The organism is Kitasatospora sp. NPDC004615 (genome assembly GCF_042873545.1).
Taxonomy (GTDB): Bacteria; Actinomycetota; Actinomycetes; order Streptomycetales; family Streptomycetaceae; genus Kitasatospora.
This window is the reverse complement of sequence record NZ_JBIALQ010000001.1, coordinates 560,871-574,432: the sequence shown is the minus strand read 5'-3', so window position 1 is coordinate 574,432 and position 13,562 is coordinate 560,871. Positions and strand designations below refer to the sequence as shown.

Sequence of the window (13,562 nt, the reverse complement as noted above, 5' to 3'; positions counted from 1 at the left end):
CCATGGCCACCGAAGTCCTGTGGTACCTGATCCCCCGCGAGGGCCACTACCCGTGGGAACCCGAGGGCCGCCGGCCGGTCGACCTCGGCTACCTCCAGCACCTCGCCGCCACCGTCGAACGACTCGGCTACACCGGCGCGTTGCTCGCCACCGACCAGTACGACGTGTGGGCGCTCGGCTCCGCGCTCGCCGCCGCCACCGGCCCCGGCTTCCAGCCCCTGCTTGCTGTTCACCCCGGGCTGATCTCGCCCACCCTGCTCGCCAAGATGGCGCTGTCCTTCGAGCACCTGCACGGCGCCGGCCGGCTGCGCTTCAACGTGGTCAACGGCTCCACCAACCAGCTGCGCGAGTACGGGCTGCACGTCGAGCACGACGACCGCTACCGGCTGTCCGCCGAGTATTGGAGCCTGGTCAAGCGCCTCACCAGCGGCGAAGTCTTCGACCACGAAGGCGAGTTCTACCAGCTGAAGAACGCCGGTGCGTCGCTGCGCGACCTGCCGCCGCTGCGCGAGGGCCACATACCGCTCTGGTTCGGCGGATCCTCTCCGGCCGGCATCGAGGTCGCCGCCGAACACGTCGACGTGTACCTCACCTGGGGCGAACCGCCGCACCTGCTCAGGGAGAAGCTCGACCTGGTCCGCGAACGCGCCGCCGCGCACGGCCGCACCCTGCGGCTCGGCCTGCGGCTGCACCTGATCGTCCGCGACACCGAGGAACAGGCCTGGGCTGCCGCCGACCGCCTGCTCGACGTCACCAGCCAGGCCACCTACGCCCGCCAACTCGGCGGCACGCAGGGCGAAGACGGCGTCGGCTGGCAGCGGCAGTTCCGCCAGCACGGCGGCCGGGTGCCCGCCCGCGCCCGCGAGTTGGAGACCCATCCCAACCTGTGGCCCGGGATGAGCCTGTTCCGGCCCGGGCCCGGCACCGCCGTGGTCGGCTCCACCGAGCAGGTCGTCGAACGGCTCCGGGAATTCCAGGAGTTGGGCGTCGACACGTTCATCCTGTCCGGCAACCCGCTGCTGGAGGAGGCCTACCGGGTCGCCGAGACCGTGCTGCCGCAGCTGCACTGACACCGCACGGGTGGGCGGCCGACTCTCCCCGGCCGCCCACCGTCAGGCCTCAGCCGATCAGCCGGTCGATCTCCGCCAGCTCCGCGGCGGTCAGCGGGCCGGCCGCCAGCGCGTCCAGGTTCTGGTCCAGCTGCCGCACGCTCGACGCGCCGACGATCACCGACACCACCCGCTCGTCCCGCAGCACCCAGGACAGCGCCAGCTGCGCCAGGCTCTGACCGCGGCCCTCCGCGACCTTCGCCAGCGCCCGCAGCTGCGCCAACTTCCCCTCCGTCAGCGCCTCGTGCTTCAGGAAGTGCCCCACCGACATCCGCGAACCCGCCGGCACCTCGCCGCTCAGGTAGCGGTCGGTCAGCAGACCCTGAGCCAGCGGCGAGTACGCGATCAGCGCCGTCTGCGTCTCGCCCACCGCGTCCAGCAGCCCCTGCTCCGGCTCGCGGTTCAGCATCGAGTAGCTGGCCTGGTTCAGCAGACACGGCGTACCCAGCTCGCGCAGGATCGCCACCGCCTCGCGGTGCTGCTCCGCCGGGTAGTTGGAGATCGCCGCGTACAGCGCCCGGCCCGAGCGGACCGCCGTGTCCAGCGCCCCCATCGTCTCCTCCAGCGGAGTCGTCGGGTCCCAGCGGTGCGAGTAGAAGACGTCGACGTAGTCCAGACCCATCCGCTCCAGCGACTGGTCCAGGCTCGCCAGCAGGTACTTGCGCGAGCCGCCGTCGCCGTACGGGCCCGGCCACATGTCCCAGCCCGCCTTCGACGCGATGAACATCTCGTCCCGGTACGGGCGGAAGTCCTGCGCGAACAGGTAACCGAAATTGCGCTCCGCACTGCCGTACGGCGGGCCGTAGTTGTTCGCCAGGTCGAAGTGCGTCACGCCCCGGTCGAACGCCCGGCGCAGCACCGCGCGCTGAACCTCCAGGGGCTGGGAGTCACCGAAGTTGTGCCACAGACCGAGCGAGACGGCGGGCAACTGCACGCCGCTGCGCCCGGCGCGGCGGAAAGTCATCGAGGCGTAGCGGTCGTCCGCGGCGAGGTAGGTCATACCGGCATCCTGCCAGGTGAGCGCGGTGATGGGGACCAACGGCCCTCCCGTCGGGACCGGCCCCGACGTACCCTGAGCGGGCCTGACCAGCATCAGGAGGAACGCGACCAGCATGAGGAGGAAGCCGTGACGCTGCCGGACATCGCCACCCGGGCCGACCTGGAGTCCGCCCTGCGCCGCTTCTACGGTGCCGCGTTCGCCGACCCGCTGCTCGGCCCGATATTCACCGAGATCGCCCGCCTGGACCTCGAAACGCATTTGCCGCGGATCACCGATTTCTGGGAGAGCGCACTGCTGCGCACCGCCTCCTACCGGGGCAATGCGCTCGCGCCGCATGCCGCGCTGCACGCGATGAGTCCGCTCGATGCCGAACATTTCGGCCGGTGGGTCCAGCTCTGGCGCGCCACCCTGGACGGCCGCCACGCCGGCCCCGTCACGGAACGCGCCAAGGCCCAGGCCCAGCGGATCGCCGTCGCGATGATGCGCCGCCTCGGCGAGGGCGACACCGGAGGCGGCAGCGGCGGCTTCGTCCCGCTGTCCGCCGTCCGCCTCGCCTCCGGGGTGTGACCGACTTTCGTGGTGTGGGCGACCGGCTGCCGGGGAGGTGTGGTGTGCCTCCGGTGAGCAGGTCGCTGTTGGTCGATGAGCTCCGACCGGGTTACCGCTGACGGGATTACTTCTGGCCCCAGGTCACGTCCCAGTCCGGGCCGCCGTGGTTCTCGTTCGGCATGGAGACCGAGGCGCCGGTGGCGAGGGTGGCCGGGGCGGCGTGCGAGGACGGCGCGGAAGAGATTCCGATCAGCACGGCGATACCGGCGGAAAGCAGGCCGACGAAAGCGGTACGAGCGACACGGGTGGCGTTCACGGAAATCTCTTCTCTGTACGAAGTGCAGTGTGTGGTGAGTGAATTCCCCGGTGAATTGTGCGGGGAATTCGCTGTGTCGGATCCGGGTTTGGTCTTTCCTGCTCCCCTGCCGACGGGCACTACTTTGGCCCCCCGCCGGGGACGCAGGGAAGGGCTTGAGGGTGGACGGATCATGCAGTGGCACAAGTCGTCCACACCTCCCCCCTCTTCGCGGCACAGCCCGGCCGCTGGCGGCAGGGGTAAATCCGCAGGTGGGATGGGGTGTTGCGGGCGCCGCCGGGGCTTGGAGCCGACTTGGAGACCGCGGGCGGCCGCGCTTGGAGCGCAGGTGGTGGACGGTTCCGGACAGCCATCGCATAGGCTCGGCGCACGATGGTGCGGATCACTGTGCTCGGGGCACTCACGGCGCAAGTGGCGGGGGACGCAATCCGGTTGGGCGGCCCGCGCCAGCGCGCCGTGCTCGCCCGCCTGCTGGCCGCCCGCGGCGCGCCCGTCTCCGCCGACCGGCTGATCGACGACCTGTGGGACGGTGCCCCGCCCGCCAAGGCCGCCGTCTCGCTCCAGACGTACGTCTCCAACCTGCGCCGCCTGCTAGAACCCGCGCGCGGCCCCCGGCAGTCGCCGCGACTGCTGGTCAGCGCGGAACGCGGCTACGCGGTGCGCGAAGTGCACACCGACGCCGCCGAGTTCGAGACGCTGGTGGCGGCCGGGGAGCCGCGGCGGGCACTGGAACTGTGGCAGGGCACCGCGTACGGGGAGTTCGCGGACCGGCCGTGGGCCGCCACCGAGACCGCCCGGCTGGAAGAACTCCGCACCGGCGCCCGGGAGTCCGCGACCGCACGGGCACTGGGGGAGGGCCGCCTCGCGCTGGCCGTGCAGGACGCCACTGCACTGGTCGAGGAGTACCCGCTGCGCGAGGAGGGCTGGCGCCTGCTCGCCCTCGCCCTCTGGCACGCCGGACGCCAGGCCGAGGCCCTCACCGCCGTCCGCCGCGCCCGCACCCACCTCGCCACCGAACTCGGACTCGACCCCGGCCCGGCCCTCACCGAGCTCGAAACCGCCATCCTGCGCCAGCAGTTGGACCACCTCGCGCTGCCTGCCGGCCCGGCCGGGATCGCGCTGCCCGCCGCGCCGGAGCGCAGTATCGCGAGTCGCACCGGCGGGGTGTTCGTCGGACGCCTGGAGGAGCTGGCCGCGCTCCGGCGGGCCGCCGAGGCCGCGCGCGGCGGGGCCGGCTTCGCGCTGGTCAGCGGCGAGGCCGGAGCCGGAAAGTCCACCCTGCTGGGCCGGCTGACGGAGGAACTTACCGGCCACGGCTGGCGGGTGGTCACCGGCCGCTGCCCGGAGAGCGCCGGCGCCCCAGCCGCCTGGGCCTGGACCGAAGTACTGCGCGAACTCACCGCACAGGAACCGGACCCCGCCGCCGACCCCGAACTCGCCCCGCTGCTCGCCGATCCGGAACCCACCGCCCGTCAGGACGCGCTGTCCGGCCGGTTCCGCCTGCACCGCGCCGTCGTCGCACGCCTGCACGCCGCCGCCCGCAGCGCCCCGCTCGCCGTCCTGCTCGACGACCTGCACGCCGCCGACCCCGAAACCCGCGAACTGCTCGGCGAACTCGCCGCTCACCACGCCCCCGGCGCCCCCGACGGGGGCCTGCTGGTGGTCGCCGCGCTGCGCCCCGGCGAGGGCGAACTCGCCGACGTACTCGCCCGGTTGGCCCGGCGCTCACCCACCCGGGTGCCACTCGGCGGCCTCGCCGAGGTTGACGCCGGACGGCTGATCGAAGCGGTCTGCGCCGCCCCAGTCCGCCCCGAAACCGTCCACGCGCTGGCCGAACGCACCGGCGGCAACCCGTTCTACCTCACCGAGAGCGCCCAACTGCTCGCCCTCGAAGACGAATCGACCGCACTGAAGCAGGTACCGCAGGGCGTCCGGGACGTCCTGCGGCGACGCTTCGAACGGCTGCCCGCACCCGCCGTCGACCTGCTGCGGCTGGCCGCCGTCGCCGGACGGGAGAGCGACGTCGACCTGCTGGTCCGGGCCGGCGAACAGGACGAGGACACCGCCACCGAGGCCGTCGAAGCGGCCGTCGCGGGCGGGCTGCTGCTCGAACCCCGGCCCGGTACCGTCCGGTTCGCCCACCTGCTGGTCCGCGACACCCTGTACGCGGATCTCGGCGGCCTGCGCCGGGCCCGCCTGCACGGCCGGATCGGACACGCCCTGCGCGAGCTGCGACCCGGCGAACTCGCCGCCCTCGCCCACCACTTCACCCAGGCCGCGACCACCGCCACCGCCGAACTCGCCGTCGAACACTGCGTCCGCGCCGCCGAGGCCGCCGAACGCCGCTACGCCCACCGCAGCGCCGTCACCCTGCTCCGGCAGGCCGTCGACAACCTGGAGCGCGCCGCCGAACAGCCAGGCGAGGACCGGGCCGCCCGCCGCATCGACCTGCTCGGCGCACTGCTGCGCGCCCAGGTCCGGGCCGGACAGGTCACCGACGCCGGAGCGACCAAAGCGCACGCCCTGCGGCTCGCCCGCGAATCCGGCCGCGAAGACCTGCTGATCGCCGCCTGGACCGCCTGGACCGAACCCACCCCCTGGGTCACCCACCCCTACGGCACCCTCGACCAGGACGCCATCGACACCCTCGGCCGGCTGCTGCGCCGCACCGACCTGCCGCCCGCCACCCAGTGCCGACTGCTCGACGCGCTCACCCACGAACTCGACTGCACCGGCTCGACCGCGGCCGTCGACGCAGCCACCCGCGCCGTCGCGCTGGCCCGCGCCGAGAACGACCCGCGCCTGCTGTGCCTCGCACTCGCCGCCCAGGCCCGCGCCTGCGACCACGAACTCGCCGCCGTGGACCGGCTCCACCTCGCCGAGGAGATCACCGCACTCGCCGTCGAACACGACCTGCCCGCCTACCGCTGGCACGCCGAACACCTCGCCGCCACCGCCGCCGCCGTCCGCGGCGACCTCCCCGCGCTGCGCCGCCACCTGACGGCCGGTGAGGAACTCGCCCAGCGCTACCGGCTGGTGGAACTCTCCGACGTGGTGCTGTGCCAGCGCGGCATGCTGGAACTCGCCGCCGACCGGGTCGAGGAGGCCACCGCCCTGTACGACCGGGCCGTGGCGAGCCTGCGGGCCCGCAGTTCGCTGCACGCCGACGCGCTCGACGCGCTGGTGCGGATCGTGATCGCCCACCGGCAGGGACGCCTCGCCGAGATGCTCCCGCTGATCGACCACCACCGCGCCGAGTACGGCCCGCTGGTCGCCGACGTCGCCGCGCTCGCCCTGCTCGCCGCCGGACGCCCCCGCGAGGAGGCCCGCGCGGCCCGCGCCGAGCGCCGCACCGTGCAGGCCGACTACTTCCGCTCGCTGTTCCTGGTGCTGCGGGCGGACGCCGCGATGGCCCTGGACGAGCACCAGGAGATGGCCGAACTCCTCGACGAGCTAAGGCCGTTCGCCGACCTGGTGGCCGGCGCCAGCTCCACCTCGATCGCCTCCCGCCCGGTCGCCCTCTCGCTCGGCGAACTCGCCTGCCGGCTCGGCCGCACCGCTGAGGCCGCCGAGCACTTCCGGCACGCCGCCGAAGTCGCCCGCCGCTGGGAGTCCCCGAGTTGGGAGGCCCAGGCGCGGGAAGGGCTCAGAGCGTTGGCTTGATGACGCTTTTCGGGCACATGGAAGATCGTCCGGACGATTTCCACGTCCCTACCAAGTGCACTCCAAGACGGCACTCCCACACTGGTGTTCGTCAGTTGACCGTCAGTTGACCCGAACGCCTTACGGGAGGCACCCGCACCATGTCCACACTCCTCGGCCGCCTCGGCGGGGCAGCTGCCGCCCGGCCCTGGCGCACCGTCGCCGCCTGGCTGCTGCTGATCGCCGCGATCTTCGGCCTGGCCCGGGCGTTCGGCGGCGAACCCCACGACAGCTACCGGGTACCGGGCACCCGCTCCACCGCCGGCCTGGACCTGCTGAACGAGCGCTTCCCGGAGACCGCCGGCGCCGGCGCCCGCGTGGTGGTCCACGACCGCAACGGGAAAGCGCTTGCCGAAGACACCCTGACCGCCCTGCGCACCCGGCTGACCGCCGTACCGCACGTGATCGCGGTCACCCCGCCGATACCCTCCCGGAACGGCGACACTGCGCTGCTGACGCTCAGTTACGACGTCGAGGTCACGGCGTTCAAGGGCTCCGAAGGACTCGACGCGCTGCACGACGCCGCCCGGCCCACCACCGACGCCGGCTACCAGGTCGAGTACGGCGGACAGGTCCCAGAACACTTCTCCGCCCCCGACGGCACCGCCGAGGCGATCGGCATGACCGCCGCCCTGATCATCCTGGTGATCGCGCTCGGCACCGTGGTCTCCGCCGGACTGCCGCTGCTCGTCGCCCTCGCCGGACTCGCCGCCGGCACCGGACTGATCACCCTGATGGCCGCCGTCACCGACATCAGCAACATCGCCCCCACCGTGGCCTCCATGGTCGGCCTCGGCGTCGGCATCGACTACGCCCTGCTGCTGGTCTCCCGGCACGTCGAAGGACTGCGCAACGGCCTGGACCCACGGGCCGCCGCCACCGCCGCCAACGCCACCGCCGGCTCGTCCGTGGTGGTGGCCGGCTGCACCGTCCTGGTCTCGCTGTTCGGCCTGAAGCTCGCCGGCCTGTCCATCTACGCGTCCTTCGGCTACGCGACCTTCGCCACCGTCGGCGCCGTCATGCTCGCCTCGCTCACCCTGGTCCCCGCCCTCGCCGCCCTGGCCGGCCCCCGCCTGCTGCGCCGCGCCGAGCGCCGAGCCGCCGGTGCTTCCACCGTGAAGACCAGCGGTCCCACCCGGACCGAGCGCTGGGCGCGCCTGATCGGCCGCCGACCGATCGCCGCCGCCGTGCTCTCGCTGGCCGTACTGCTCGGCCTGGCAGCACCGATGCTCGGCATGCGCACCTGGCCGCAGGACGCGGGCAGCCAGGCCGCCGGCAACACCACCCGCAAGGCGTACGACCTGATCGCCGACGCGTACGGCCCCGGCGCCAACGGCCCGCTGCTGCTCGCCGTCGACCTCGACCGGCTGCCGAAGAGCGAACTCCCGGCACTGGAAGCCAAGTTGGCGCGGGAGCCGGAGCTGGAACAGGTCCAGCCCGCCCAGTTCAACCGGGCCGGGAACGCCGCCGTGATCACCGTCCAGCCGAAGACCGGCCCGCAGGACGAGGCCACCGCGAAACTGGTGAAGCGGCTACGCGACCACGAACTGCCCGCCGGCGTCGAGGTGACGGGCGTCGTCGCCAGCTTCTCCGACATCTCCGACCGGCTCTCCGCCCGCCTCTGGGTGGTCGTCCCGTTCGTGGTCGTGCTGTCGCTGGTACTGCTCACGGCGCTGTTCCGGGCGCCGGTGATCGCGGTGAAGGCGGCCGCGATGAACCTGCTGTCGGTGGCCGCCGCGTACGGCGTCATGACGGCGGTGTTCCAGAACGACGCGACCGCCGAGCTGCTCGGACTGCCGCATGCCGTGCCGGTGTCCAGCTGGGTGCCGATCCTGATGTTCACCGTGCTGTTCGGCCTCTCCATGGACTACGAGGTCTTCCTGCTCTCCCGGGTCCGTGAGGACTGGCTGGCCACCGGCGACGCCAAGGGCAGCGTGGTGCGCGGCCTGTCCGCCACCGGGCGGGTGATCAGCAGCGCGGCCGCCATCATGGTCGCGGTGTTCACCGGCTTCGCGATCGACCCCGACATCACTGTCAAGATGATCGGCGTCGGCATGGCGGTCGCCGTCCTGATCGACGCCACCGTGGTCCGGCTGGTACTGGTGCCCGCCACCATGACCCTGCTCGGCCGCCACAACTGGTGGCTGCCGCGCTGGCTCGACCGGCTGCTCCCGCAACTGCGCATCGAGCACGGCGACGCGCCGGCCGCCCCCGCGGAACAGCCGGTCGCCGTCTGACGTGGCAGGGCCCGCCCCCTCCGGGCGGGCCCTGCCGCGTGCTCCGTGTCGCCCACTGTTCGGCAGGTGCTTACCGTGGGTGCATGAGCGTGCGAGTGGAACGGGTGTACGAGGCACCGGACGGCGGGGTGCGAGTCCTGGTGGACCGGCTGTGGCCGCGCGGACTGAAGAAGGAGGACGCCCACCTGGACCGCTGGGCCAAGGAAGTCGCGCCGTCGACCGAACTGCGCCACTGGTTCCACGGCCCCGACGGCGAGTACCAGGAGTTCGCCCGCCGCTACCGGGCCGAGCTCGACGCGCCGCAGGCACAGGACGAGTTGGACGAGCTGCGGGAGCTGGCGGCGAAGGGCGACCTGGTGCTGCTGACGGCGGTCAAGGAGCCGTCGCACAGCCATGTGTCGGTGCTGCTGGAACGGTTGGAGCAGCCGGGGTAGCTGTTGGGTCGGCTGTACGGGCTTCCGGGACGCCCGCCGCATGCTCAAGGCGCACTGATTAGACGGGAGTTGACGCCCGTTACGATCGCCGAATGACTGTGGACGGACGGATCGAAGAAGCAGAACTCCGCTACGAGCGGGCCGTGTTCAAGGGCGACACCAGCGCTCTCGAACCTGCCGAACGCGGGCTGGACGGGGTCGAAGCAGACCTCGCACTGGCCCGAGGGAAGATCATCCACGCCCGCTACCTGGGCGAACGCCTCGAAGACCCCCGGGAGTTGGGGCTCTTCGAACGGGCCGCCGAGCTGTACAGCTGGCTCGGCGACGAACGCGGCGAGGGCGAAGCACTGTTCTGGGTGGGCACGTTCCACCAGGTGGTACGGGACGACAACGAGACGGCGCTGCCCTCCCTCCGGCGGGCCAGGGAACTGGCCGCCCGGGCCGGCGACCGGCTGACCCTCTCGTACGTGCTGCGGCACCTCGGCATCGCCGACCACACGACCGGCCAACTCGACTCCGCCCGCGCCCACTTGGAGGAGTCCACCCGGCTGCGCCGCGAACTCGGCTTCCTGCCCGGCGTCGCCGCCAACCTGATCGGCCTCGCCTTCCTCGCCTCCCAGCAGGAACGGCGCGAGGACGCGGCGGCGCTGCTCGCCGAGGCGGCCGAACTCGCCGAGAAGAGCGAGGCGTTCGGCGTGCAGGGGTGGGTGACGGGGGCTCGGGAGGAGCTCGGCCTGGCGTGATCGCTTTTCCGTTCGTCCCGCCGGGATGATGGGTGCAGGGCGGGGTGAACGGGCAGGAGCGGCAGGGCAGTTCAGGCTCAGATATCGGCGGGCTTGCGGTCCGGCTCGTGGTCTGGCTCGTGGTCTGGCTCGGGGTTCGGCTCGTGGTCTGGCTCGGGGTGCGGCTCGGGGGCCGGCTCGGGGTGCGGGAGGAAGCGGCTCAGCCGGTAGCTGTCCGGGTGGTCGCCGCGGCCGCAGAACTCGTCCATCCGGAGGGTGGACCAGTCGAGGTCCGGTTCCGCCGTGCCGAGTTCACGGAGGTAGGCCTTCCACTCGCCGGCGTCCTGGGTGGCGAACTGCACCTGCCAGCTCCCCGCGTCCGGCGCGAAGCGGGCGGCGAACTGCTGGGCGAGCTCCTGGTGCTTGCGTTTTCTCTTCTTCTGACCTGGCACCGGCTCAGCATTCCCGGCGGAGGGTTTCCGGGCAAGCCGGATTCGCCGACGCGCCCTGTCAGTGGGGGAGTTGCTGCTCCCCGAGAGTGCGCAGGTGGCGGGCGAGGGCGGTGCGCTGGGCGGCGGTGAGGCCGCCGGTCAGGTCCGCGTCCACGGCCTCGGCGGCCTCGGCGCAACGGGCGAGCAGCTGACGTCCCTCGGCGGTGAGGGTCAGCACCTGGCGGCGACGGTCCTCGGGGTCGCGGACGCGCTCGACCGCGCCCAGCTCCTGCAACTGGTCCGCGAGGGCCACGATCAGGCTGGGCGCGACGCCCAGGCGGGTCGCCAACTCCTGCTGGGACGCGGCCGATCCGGCATCCAGTGCGGCCAGCAGGCCCGCGTGCTTGGGCTTGATTCCCAGCTCCTCCACCCGGCCCGCGAACCGGTCCGAGGCGAGAGCACCGAGGGTGCCCAGGTTGAAGACCACCGTTGCGCGCAGCGCCGCTGCTCCCTTGACATCGCTCACAGCCCGAATGGTACCGTCCCTATATCGTTCAGGGTTCGAATGATTCAGGGGGAGATGGAATGAACGGTCTGCTGGTGGCCAACGCGGTGGCCGCACTGCTCAGCGCCGGATCCAGTGTGGCCGGGGCGATCCGCCCCGGACTGGTGCTGGCCGCGAACGAGCCGATCACCGCAGGGACGCGCCTCTACGCCGGGGCCTACACCGTCCGCGCCGTCCCGCTCGGACTCGTCACCGCGCTTGTCCTGGCCGCCGGTTCGCGCGCCGCAGCCTGGCCGATGCTGGTGGTCGCCGGGCTGGCGCAGGTGGGCGACACCGCGATCGGCGTCCGGCAACGGAACGTCGGCATGACCATCGGCGCCGGCGCGGCCGCCGTCCTGCACCTCACCACCGCCTGGTGGCTGTCCCGGTGAACGGCATCGGACCCGTCGACGTACTCGTGTTCGCCGCCGAACTGGCCGTCTACGCAGCCGCCGCACGCTGGGCCTGGACCCGCGCCGGCCGCCGCGCCCTTCGCGCGGCCGGCGCCGTCGGGTCGGTCGCCCTGCTCGCCGTCCTCTGGGGCCAGTTCGCCGCACCGACCGCCACGCACGCCCTGCACGGCCCGGCGCGGGTGGCGTTCGAGATCTGCTGGTTCGGCACGGGCGCCCTCGCGGCGGCCGGGAGTTGGCGGCGGAGGTAGGTCAGGCCCGCTGTATCGGACTCTTCCTGCCGACCCAGCGGTCGCAGATGGGTGTGCGTGCGGGGTCGCGGCTGCTGTCGGACGTGGTTCGGGACTCCTCGTGGGCGAGCCAGTCGAGGTACCACTCTTCGAATGTCGCGGCCTCGTGGTCGTCGTTCAGCAGCGGGCTCAGGCGATCGCACGCTGCGCGCCCGTCCCACCACATGCGGCCTCGCATGGGGCCGGTGACCACCAGGAGTGTGGAGAAGCCGCAGCCGTGTTCCAGGAGGAAGACGGCACCGGTGGTTCGGGCGTCCTCGGCCGCGCCCACGGCCTCGTCCCAGGCGTCGTAATCGGCCTGGTAGGCCGCCTCGGAGGCGAAGTCCTCCCGGTTCGGCTCGCGGTCACAGAGGTAGTCGGACGCTGCGAGCGCGGTGTCGTGGTCGGGGAAGGGGACATGCAGCTTCCGGTTCTCCCAAGGCGCGGCGCCGTCCCAGTCCCAGCGCGAGCCGTCGAACCGCAGTGTCCGTACCTTGCCGCCGGCGCTGACGTGCAGCAGGTACTGGCGGTAGTCGTCGGGGAACGTCACGCCGAACTGTTCCTCGGCCTGGCGTACTTGCGCCTCGGTCAGAACGCCCGGGAGACCGCTCCGGCCGTTGATGCGCGTTCCCCGCTGTGCGAAGAGGGCGACAGTCCGGTGCCGTACCTCGGTCCAGTCCACTGCCTGCATGTTTGGCAAGGTAGCCGATCGACGAGTCGGCGGTGCTGTGGGCGCTCAGCCTCACCCGCGCCCAGAGCGATGCGCTCGCCGATGCGCTGGGAAGCAGGCCGTTGCGGGAGTTCTGGGCGGCGGCGGGGCCAAGGCGGAAAGCGGTTTCCGTACGGCCGAATGCAACGGCCAGGCCCCCAGTGGGAAAGCGTTTTCCAGGGCCCGCGCCGTCCCTGCTTGGCCGGTGGTGCGGGGCGGCGCATGCTGGAAGGAGCGAGCCTGGTCCGAGGAGTGTGTGATGGAGATCAGGGGACCCAGTGGGGTGATTGCCGGGGTTGACGGTTCGGCGCCTTCGAACGAGGCCGCGGAGTGGGCGGCCCGGGAGGCCGAGCGGCGGGGGGAGAGTCTTCACCTGGTGCATGCCGTCAATACGGGGACCGTCACGCTCTCGCCGCGTACCGGGACGACCGTCACGGATCTGATCCTGCGCGAGGCGGAGGAGCTGCTGGAGTCCGTCCGGGCGGGGCTGGAGGCTGCGCACCCGGGGTTGCGGATCACCGGTGACGTTGTTCCGCGCGATGCGGCGGAGGCGGTGCTGACGGCCGCCGAGCACGCCGGTCTGGCGGTGTTGGGGACGCGTGGGCACGGCGGGTTCGCGTCGTTGCTGCTGGGGTCGGTCAGTCTGCGGGTGGCCGCGCATGCGGCGTGTCCGGTGGTGGTGGTGCGCGGGACGGAGTATCCCGACGGGCCGGTGCTGGTGGCGGTGCACGACGAACGGGACGCGGCCGCGTTGCGGTTCGGGTGCGAGACGGCTGCCCGGCGGGGGTCGGTGGTGCGGGCGTTGCACACCTGGTCGCCGGTGGTCGCGGATGTCGGGCGGATGGCGCCGATGGTGGACGAGCTGGGGGAGGAGAACCAGCTGCACGAGCAACTGCTGGTGCGCACCTGCGATCCGGTGCGGGAGGAGTTCCCGGCCGTCGAGATGCAGTCGCAGCAACTGACCGGCAACACCGCCGCGACCGTGGTCGAGGAGTCGCGTGCCGCCTCGCTGGTGGTGCTCTCGCGGCATCAGCCGGCGCCGCGCTTCGGTCTGCGGCTGGCGACGCCCGTGCATGCCGTCCTGCATCACGCGCAGTGTCCGGTGGCGGTTGTGCCGGTATGAATCCGGC

Annotated in this window: 14 protein-coding genes; 9 read left to right on the top strand and 5 right to left on the bottom strand. The window is 72.5% G+C overall.

Going from position 1 to position 13,562, the window contains the following annotated elements:
* Positions 1-2: 2 nt before the first annotated feature.
* Positions 3-1,070, top strand: a complete 1,068-nt coding sequence (locus ACFYS8_RS02670) for an LLM class flavin-dependent oxidoreductase (protein WP_387634726.1) — start codon at positions 3-5, stop codon at positions 1,068-1,070.
* Positions 1,071-1,119: 49 nt separating this feature from the next.
* On the opposite strand, the gene ACFYS8_RS02665 is transcribed toward ACFYS8_RS02670, so the two are convergent.
* Positions 1,120-2,109, bottom strand: coding sequence for an aldo/keto reductase (locus ACFYS8_RS02665; RefSeq protein WP_387634724.1), 990 nt, complete (start codon positions 2,107-2,109; stop codon positions 1,120-1,122).
* Positions 2,110-2,235: 126 nt separating this feature from the next.
* Here ACFYS8_RS02665 and ACFYS8_RS02660 point away from each other — a divergent pair, with 126 nt between their 5' ends.
* Positions 2,236-2,676, top strand: a complete 441-nt coding sequence (locus ACFYS8_RS02660; RefSeq protein ID WP_387634722.1) for a group III truncated hemoglobin — start codon at positions 2,236-2,238, stop codon at positions 2,674-2,676.
* Between the two features lie 106 nt (positions 2,677-2,782).
* On the opposite strand, the gene ACFYS8_RS02655 is transcribed toward ACFYS8_RS02660, so the two are convergent.
* Entirely contained in the window at positions 2,783-2,974 is a 192-nt protein-coding gene (locus tag ACFYS8_RS02655; RefSeq protein WP_387634720.1) for a hypothetical protein, read from the bottom strand.
* Between the two features lie 372 nt (positions 2,975-3,346).
* Here ACFYS8_RS02655 and ACFYS8_RS02650 point away from each other — a divergent pair, with 372 nt between their 5' ends.
* The 4 genes from ACFYS8_RS02650 to ACFYS8_RS02635 all read left to right on the top strand — a co-directional run bounded on the left by ACFYS8_RS02650 (position 3,347) and on the right by ACFYS8_RS02635 (position 10,090).
* A complete protein-coding gene (locus ACFYS8_RS02650) occupies positions 3,347-6,637 on the top strand; it encodes a BTAD domain-containing putative transcriptional regulator (protein WP_387634717.1) in 3,291 nt (1,096 codons plus the stop codon).
* Between the two features lie 140 nt (positions 6,638-6,777).
* Entirely contained in the window at positions 6,778-8,913 is a 2,136-nt protein-coding gene (locus ACFYS8_RS02645; protein WP_387634714.1) for an MMPL family transporter, read from the top strand.
* An 83-nt stretch (positions 8,914-8,996) separates the two neighbouring features.
* Entirely contained in the window at positions 8,997-9,347 is a 351-nt protein-coding gene (locus ACFYS8_RS02640) for a DUF488 domain-containing protein (RefSeq protein WP_387634711.1), read from the top strand.
* Between the two features lie 92 nt (positions 9,348-9,439).
* On the top strand, positions 9,440-10,090 hold the full coding sequence (locus ACFYS8_RS02635) for a tetratricopeptide repeat protein (protein ID WP_387634709.1): 651 nt from the start codon (positions 9,440-9,442) through the stop codon (positions 10,088-10,090).
* Positions 10,091-10,167: 77 nt separating this feature from the next.
* Here the strand turns inward: ACFYS8_RS02635 and ACFYS8_RS02630 are convergent, their stop codons facing one another.
* A complete protein-coding gene (locus ACFYS8_RS02630; protein WP_387634707.1) occupies positions 10,168-10,521 on the bottom strand; it encodes a hypothetical protein in 354 nt (117 codons plus the stop codon).
* A 58-nt stretch (positions 10,522-10,579) separates the two neighbouring features.
* Positions 10,580-11,026 carry a MarR family winged helix-turn-helix transcriptional regulator gene (locus tag ACFYS8_RS02625; RefSeq protein WP_387634704.1) on the bottom strand — a complete coding sequence of 149 codons (447 nt, stop codon included), beginning with the start codon at positions 11,024-11,026 and terminating at the stop codon, positions 10,580-10,582.
* A 59-nt stretch (positions 11,027-11,085) separates the two neighbouring features.
* Between ACFYS8_RS02625 and ACFYS8_RS02620 the strand changes: the two genes are divergently transcribed.
* Together ACFYS8_RS02620 and ACFYS8_RS02615 are read left to right on the top strand one after the other, a co-directional pair.
* The gene (locus ACFYS8_RS02620; protein WP_387634701.1) at positions 11,086-11,436 is read left to right on the top strand and encodes a hypothetical protein; all 351 of its coding nucleotides are present in this window, start codon (positions 11,086-11,088) and stop codon (positions 11,434-11,436) included.
* Positions 11,421-11,705 carry a DUF2568 domain-containing protein gene (locus tag ACFYS8_RS02615; RefSeq protein WP_387634699.1) on the top strand — a complete coding sequence of 95 codons (285 nt, stop codon included), beginning with the start codon at positions 11,421-11,423 and terminating at the stop codon, positions 11,703-11,705. The genes ACFYS8_RS02620 and ACFYS8_RS02615 overlap by 16 nt, the downstream gene beginning before the upstream one ends.
* 1 nt (position 11,706) lies before the next feature.
* Here ACFYS8_RS02615 and ACFYS8_RS02610 read toward each other — a convergent pair whose 3' ends face one another.
* Positions 11,707-12,414: an SMI1/KNR4 family protein gene (locus ACFYS8_RS02610; RefSeq protein WP_387634696.1), complete on the bottom strand. Its 708-nt coding sequence runs from the start codon at positions 12,412-12,414 to the stop codon at positions 11,707-11,709.
* Between the two features lie 277 nt (positions 12,415-12,691).
* Between ACFYS8_RS02610 and ACFYS8_RS02605 the strand changes: the two genes are divergently transcribed.
* Positions 12,692-13,555, top strand: coding sequence for a universal stress protein (locus tag ACFYS8_RS02605; protein WP_387634693.1), 864 nt, complete (start codon positions 12,692-12,694; stop codon positions 13,553-13,555).
* Positions 13,556-13,562: the final 7 nt, after the last annotated feature.